Origin of the sequence: Micromonospora sp., assembly GCF_048594385.1 — a bacterium.
Lineage (GTDB): Bacteria > Actinomycetota > Actinomycetes > Mycobacteriales > Micromonosporaceae > Micromonospora > Micromonospora wenchangensis.
In genome coordinates this window covers 1-6,262 of record NZ_JBMDWU010000574.1, presented here as the reverse complement: position 1 = coordinate 6,262, position 6,262 = coordinate 1, and the positions used below count along the sequence as shown (strand labels likewise).

Sequence of the window (6,262 nt, the reverse complement as noted above, 5' to 3'; positions counted from 1 at the left end):
CCCGCATCCCGCCCCCCCCGCGGGGGGCAACCCCCCCCGCCGCGCACCCCCCCCCCCGGGGGGGGGGGTGGTCCCCGGCCCCCGGGGGCCCCACCACCGGCGGCCGTACGCCGTCAGGCTGCTGGAGGATCAGTCGAGGTGTAGAGCCTCCTGGACACCGGTGGTGGCCAACAGGTCCAGTTTGCGCTGGGCGTCGGTGCCGGATCGCGCCGTCAGCACCACGACCCGCAGATCGCTGTCCTGCGTGGCAAGGATGTTGGCGTCCAGGGCGATCTCACCGACCGTCGGATGAACGGCGGTCTTGTGCGCGCTTTCGTGAGCCGCGACCGTCGGGCTCGCCCACAGTTCGCGGAACCGCGGAGTGCGGTTCAGCCGTTCGACCAACGTCGCGACGTCAGGATCGTTCGGGTACCGGCCGGTGGTGGTCCGCAGGTCGGCGACGAGGGACTGCTCGAACCACGCCTGTTCCGCCGCGGTCTGCCGGACTCGGGCGTTCCGCCGCTCGAACTGGGTGATCATGGCGTTCCGGTCCTCAGCATCGCCTCGGGACGGGTCGCCCCAGGTTGCCGCGAACAACGGGTTCCAGTGCAGCAGCTGCCAGGCGGCGTCGTACACGGCCAACGGGCTGGCGCTGATCTGGTCCGCGACCCGGCGCACACTGATCGGCACCCGCCGGGGGATACGGTCCGGGTCGGCGGAATGCCCGGCCAGACGCAGGAGATGGGCCTGTTCCTCGTCGTTCAACCGCAGCGCGCGGGCCAGCGCGGCACATACCTGGGCCGACGGTGTCTTCGCCCGGCCCTGCTCGAGCTGCGCGACGTACTCGGCCGAGACGCCCGCCAGCATCGCCAGCTCACCGCGGCGCAGGCCGGTGACCCGCCGCGGCGCGTGGTGGGCCAGCCCGACCGAGGTGGGCTCCAGTCGGCCCCGAAAGGCCCGGAGCGCGGCACCAAGGGGGTTCATCCACGTCATGATTCCGCATCCGGCCACCCGTGTCCTGGTACCGGTGGTACGAGGAAGATCTCTGACTCCCTCGAAGCGCCTCGGTGTCACAGCATCGACGGATGCTCAGAGTGACGCGAATGAACCACATCGGTGTGCCCGTCAGCGACCTCGACCGGTCGGTGCGGTGGTACGAGGACGTGCTCGGGATCGCCGCGAACGGCGTGACCATCTCGGCCGACAGCGCCGCGCTCGGCGCCGTGGTGGAAGTGGAGAACCCCGCGATGCGCGCGGTGTTCTCACTCGCCGGAGACAACGTCCTGCTGGAGCTGATCCAGTACGACCGGCCTGCGCCGAAGCCGTTCGAGGGCCGCAACTGCGACGTCGGGGTGATGCATCTCTGCTTCGAGGTCGACGACATGGACACTGCGGTACGCCACCTGAGGGAGCGCGGTGTCCACCTCAACGCCGATCCGGTGGTACTGATGAGCGGCGACGGAATCCACGCCGGCGAGCTGGCCGGCACGAAGATCCTCTACCTGCGTGACCCGGACGGCATCCAGTTGGAACTCTTCGAACTTCCCCGGTGACCACCCGGCACGTCACGCGACTCTGACACCGACACCGCTGCGCGGGAGTGATCCAACGGCGCGCCCGAGCCGACGCCCGGTTCACCGCCGAGCACCAGCGCCCCGCCCCGGCCCGACCGCGCGGCGTCGGTCAGCTCATAGCGGAGCCTGCGTTCGTTCTCCCTGCCGACCCGCGGGCCGCGAGGCGCAGCTGTGGTTCGCAGCCGCAGGTCAGCGGTGCGCAACCGGACCCGGCCGCCCGGTCACGTCTGCCGGCCCGGCCAGGTGGTTTCGCCGACGCGACGAAGGACGCAGCCGTCGGATGCTTCCCACGGCTCATCCGAAAAACCGGAAAGGACAATCCCCATGACCGCCATCACCAGTCGCGACGCGACCACCGCCCCCGCCCGCTGGCAGGATCGGACGGGACGGATCCTGATGGCTCTCACGGCGGCGGTGACCCTTGTGCCGTTCGTGGACGGCATCTCGCGCATCAACGCCGCCACCGGCGACCAGGTCCTGATGGAGTTCTGGCGGACGTTCGCCTACATCGTTTTCGCCGGCATGTGGGCGCTGCTGGCGGTCGCGCCGCGACAGCAACGCGGAATGTGGGAGCTGCTGCTCTTCCACAAGATTGCGGTCAGCATTCAGGCCGCGTTCGTCATTGACGTGCCCAACGCGGGCCGGACCCTCATCGCCGACTGACTCGTTTCGTTGACCACCATCGTCGCCTACGTACTGTGCCGTGGTTGGTACACCTGGCGACGCGGCGCGCTGGGACCGCACGACAACCGTTGACCATCTTCACCGGCCCGGCTCGGTGGTGGCCTGCCGGCACCCGGCACTGGTGACTCGTCTCACGGCTGACCTAGCCCGTATGCGGTGTCCGGTGAGGACTCCGCCGCGAGGAGGGCGAGCAGCTTCTCGATGCGTTCCGTGCCCGGCTGGTGGCCGGTCAGGGCGTGCGACCGGGCCGCGAGTCGCGCGCTGCGCCGGGCGGCGGCCACGTCACCAGAGCGGTACTCGGCCGCGGCACGGGCGGCGAGCGCCCGGCCTTCGAGCAGCAGGTAGCCGCACTGCCGGGTGATGGACAGCGCCGCATGACACCAGGACGGTGCCGCGGGCTCGTCGATCTCGGCGAGGCTGACGGTGACATCGGCCTCGATGTAACGGTCCGCAGTCGAGCGCGCGGTCCGCAGGGCATCCAACAGGGTGCCGGTTCTGCCCTCGACGATGCCCATGACGTGCAGAGCGAGCGCTTCGACCCGGGGCTCGACCGGCGCGCGCGCCATCTCGAGCGCCTGCCGGGCGAGGCGGGCCGCCTGCTCATGGTCACCACGGTCGCAGTGGACCCGAGCCAGCGCACACAGGGTCGTGGCACGGCCCCGGCTGCCCGTCTGCTCATGGAGTTCCAGTGCCTCGGTCAGCGTCCGTAGCGCATCGTCGGACCGGCCGAGAAGGTGGTGGACGACGCCCAGGTTGCTCAGGATGAGCGCCCGGCTGGAGGTCGCCCCGCCCTGGTGTGCCAGGGTGAGCGCCGCGTGATGATGGTCCGCGGCGTCACGGAGCCGTCCGAGGTCGGCGCAGACCAGTCCGAGATTGTTGTGGTTGACGGCCACACCCGCGGTCCGGCCGTTGCGCCTGTTGAACTCCAGCGCCTGCTCCATGACCCGCAGGGCCTCACCCGGCTGGCCGGTCATCCGGAACACCGGACCCAGGTTGCCCAGCGCGGCGGCCTCGCCGTCGTGCCATGCCGAGCGGTTCGCGCAGCGTAGCGCCAGCTGATAGTCGTCGATCGCCTCGGGGAAGCGTTCCAGCCGCCAGTGCAGGGCGGCGAGACTCAGCCGGGCCGCCGCCTCGGCCTGCTCGTGCCGGTCGGCCCGGGCCGCGGAGAGACCGACCCCCGCCACCTCGGACCATTGCGTGGTGTGCATTCCCAGCCACAGGTATCCGCGCAGCGCGTCCGCCAGCGACCAGGCGAAGGCGTGCAGCCCCTGGTGTGCCGCGTGGCGGGTCACGGCGACGAGGTTGTGCCGGTGCGCGTCGAGCCAGGCGAGGGCGTCGACGTGGGCGGCGAACCGCATCGGTGGCCCAGCGGGCGCGGGTTGCTGCGTGGGCACGCGTAGCACCTGTGGATACAGCCGGTCGGCTGCGGCGTACACGCTGAACAGGTACCACGACAGCAGGTCGACGAGTGTCTCCCGGTTGTCCTCCACAGCCGCCAGTTCGGTGACGTACCGGCCGAGCAGGTCGTGGGTGCCGAAGTGGCCAGGGGTCCGCTCCTGTGCCAGGTGCGCGTCGGCGATCCGGGAGAGCATGTCCGCCGCCTCGCCGGCGTCGCAGCGGAGCATCGCGGCGGCCGACTCCGCCGTCATGTCGCAGCCGGTCACCAGGCCGAACAGCCGGAAGAGCCGCTGGAGTCGCGGTGGCAGAGTCTGGTACGAAGCGGCGAACGCCGAACGCACCGCTACCTGTTCGTCGTCACGGACGGTCAGCATGGTCAGCGGATCGCCCGCCCGAAGTCGCGCCAGATACCCGCTGATCGTCTCGCGTGGCCGGCCGTGCAGGTCTGCCGCGGCGATCCGCAGGGCCAGCGGCAGGTGCGCGCAGTCACGGGCCAGTTCCGCGAGAACCTTCCGCTGCCCGGCGACCCGTTCCGCGCCGATGACGCGGGTCAACAGCTCGGTGGCCTCCTGCGACGCGAGCACGTCCAACGACAACCGCTGCGCGTCGTGTCGGGCGGCCAGCCCACCGAGGCCGTCCCGGCTGGTCACGATCACCAGGCAGCCGGCCCCGCCGGGCAACAGGGGCCGTACGTGCGCGGTGTCGCGGGCGTTGTCGAGCAGGATCAGCACCCGCCGGTCGGCGAGCACGCTGCGGTAGAGATCCGTCGCCTCGTCGACGTCGTCCGGCACCCGGGTGGGCGGCACACCGAGCGCGCGAAGGCAGCGCGACAACGCGTCCAGTGGCGCTGTCGCCGTTCCGGGGGAGTAACCGCGCAGGTCCAGGAACAGCTGCCCGTCGTCGAAGAGTGGCCGTACCCGGTGGGCCCAGCGGATCGCCAGCGCCGTCTTGCCCACCCCTGCCGTCCCGACGATCGCGACGACCGCCAGGGCGCCGTTCTCCCGCGCCCGGCTCAGCATCGTGTCCATCGCGGTGAGTGCGTTTCCACGCCCGGTGAAGGTGGTCAGCCCGGGGGGCAGCTGTGCGGGACGCGGACCGGATCCGGTCTGCGCGACCGGCGGTGCGGGCCTGTCCGGTGGAAACTGTTGCCGCAGCACCCGCACGTGGGCCTCCGCGAGCCGCGGGCCCGGCTCGATGCCAAGCTCGTCGGCGAGGAGGCGACGGACCCGCTCGAACACCCGCAGCGCCTCGGCCTGGTGACCCGAAGCGGCCAGCGCCGTCATCAGCCGCGCGGCGAGTCCCTCGTGCCACGGGTTCGCGGTGACCAGCTCGCGTAACGGCGCCACCGCGGCGGCGTGCCGGCCGAGCGCGAACTCGGCGTCGGACAGGTCCTCGGACGCGGCGAGCCGCTTGTCGTGCAGGCCGGCGGCGGCCGCCGCCACGAACGCGGCGGACGCGCCCGCGAGGGCCGGCCCCCGCCACAACGCCAACGCCTGTCGCAACAGGGTCGCGGCCCGCTCGTGCCGGCCGGAGTCGGCGTACCGGCGTGCGGTTTCCGTCAGCCCGGAGAAGACCACCACATCCAGGTCGTCGCCGGCCAACTCAAGGCGGTATCCGCCGGAATCCGAATGGATCGTCTCGGGTAGACCGGCCGCACGGGTCAGTTGTCGCAAGCGGGAGACGCAGACCTGGACCTGCGCCCGTGCGCGGGTGGGGAGAGCTCCGCCCCACAGCGCCTCGGCCAACTGTTCCGCCGACACCACCACGTTGGGATTGAGCAACAGATACGCCAGCACAGCGCGTTGTTGGGGTCGCCCCAGCGGCACTCGCTCGCCCCGCACCACGGCCTCAACCGGGCCGAGCAAGCGCCATGTCATCCAGCCCCCACATCGATGTATCGATGACGATTCTATGCGTAGCTGCCAGGGCGGCTATCGGATGGCTAGCCGATGGCAAGCGGGGCCGCGCAGCCTGATGGAGCCGGGCGGACGGCCCGGATTCCGAGATAAAGGAGCTTCAATGGGACGAAGAATCCGCGCGGTTCTCCTCGCGGTGACGGCGCTCAGCATGGTCGTCGCATCGTCCGGGGTCGCGCAGGCCGGCGCGTCTCCGCAGCCGGCGCAGCCGTCGCAGTCGTCACTGCGCGACGCGCGGGCCGCCGCGGCGGCGTCGAACGGACTGGGCCCGGCCGCGAAGGGCGGGATCGGCACCGCCGCGGCGTGGTTCACCGGCACCGTCTCGGCCGGCGGCACCCAGGGCTGGACCTGGACCAACGCTCCCGCCGACGCCGCCTACGTGGTCGGCTACAACCCGGCCGGCGCCACCACCTCGGCCACCTGCCAGTTCGAGACGATCAACAGCCGGTACGTACAACTGCCCAGTGGGGAGCGGCAGTACCAGTTCACCCTCAAGAACGTCGGTTCGATCGCCTGTGGTGCGACGGTACAACTGGCGGCGGTGACCAGCACGTCCCTGGTCTCGACCGGCGGCGTCAACCCGGGTGGCACCCAGACGTACCTGTGGAACGTCCCCTGGAACACCATCTGGGTGGCCGGTCTCAACCCGAACGGTGCCACGAGCTCGGCCGCCTGCCAGTTCCAGGTGACACGCATCTGGACCGTGCAGCC

Annotated in this window: 5 protein-coding genes; 3 read left to right on the top strand and 2 right to left on the bottom strand. The window is 71.2% G+C overall.

Annotation, left to right across the window (positions count from 1 at the left end; genetic code table 11):
* Positions 1 to 129 precede the first annotated feature (129 nt).
* Positions 130 to 990: a helix-turn-helix transcriptional regulator gene (locus tag ACOJTC_RS30290; RefSeq protein WP_420119439.1), complete on the bottom strand. Its 861-nt coding sequence runs from the start codon at positions 988 to 990 to the stop codon at positions 130 to 132.
* Positions 991 to 1,082: 92 nt separating this feature from the next.
* Between ACOJTC_RS30290 and ACOJTC_RS30285 the strand changes: the two genes are divergently transcribed.
* Positions 1,083 to 1,532 (top strand): VOC family protein, encoded by a 450-nt coding sequence (locus ACOJTC_RS30285; RefSeq protein WP_420119438.1) that lies wholly within the window; start codon positions 1,083 to 1,085, stop codon positions 1,530 to 1,532.
* Positions 1,533 to 1,877: 345 nt separating this feature from the next.
* Positions 1,878 to 2,216: a hypothetical protein gene (locus ACOJTC_RS30280; RefSeq protein ID WP_420119437.1), complete on the top strand. Its 339-nt coding sequence runs from the start codon at positions 1,878 to 1,880 to the stop codon at positions 2,214 to 2,216.
* Between the two features lie 152 nt (positions 2,217 to 2,368).
* Here ACOJTC_RS30280 and ACOJTC_RS30275 read toward each other — a convergent pair whose 3' ends face one another.
* Positions 2,369 to 5,512, bottom strand: a complete 3,144-nt coding sequence (locus ACOJTC_RS30275; protein WP_420119436.1) for a BTAD domain-containing putative transcriptional regulator — start codon at positions 5,510 to 5,512, stop codon at positions 2,369 to 2,371.
* 142 nt (positions 5,513 to 5,654) lie between these two features.
* Between ACOJTC_RS30275 and ACOJTC_RS30270 the strand changes: the two genes are divergently transcribed.
* Positions 5,655 to 6,262 (top strand): hypothetical protein (locus ACOJTC_RS30270; protein WP_420119435.1); only part of this gene is annotated, 608 nt, incomplete at its 3' end.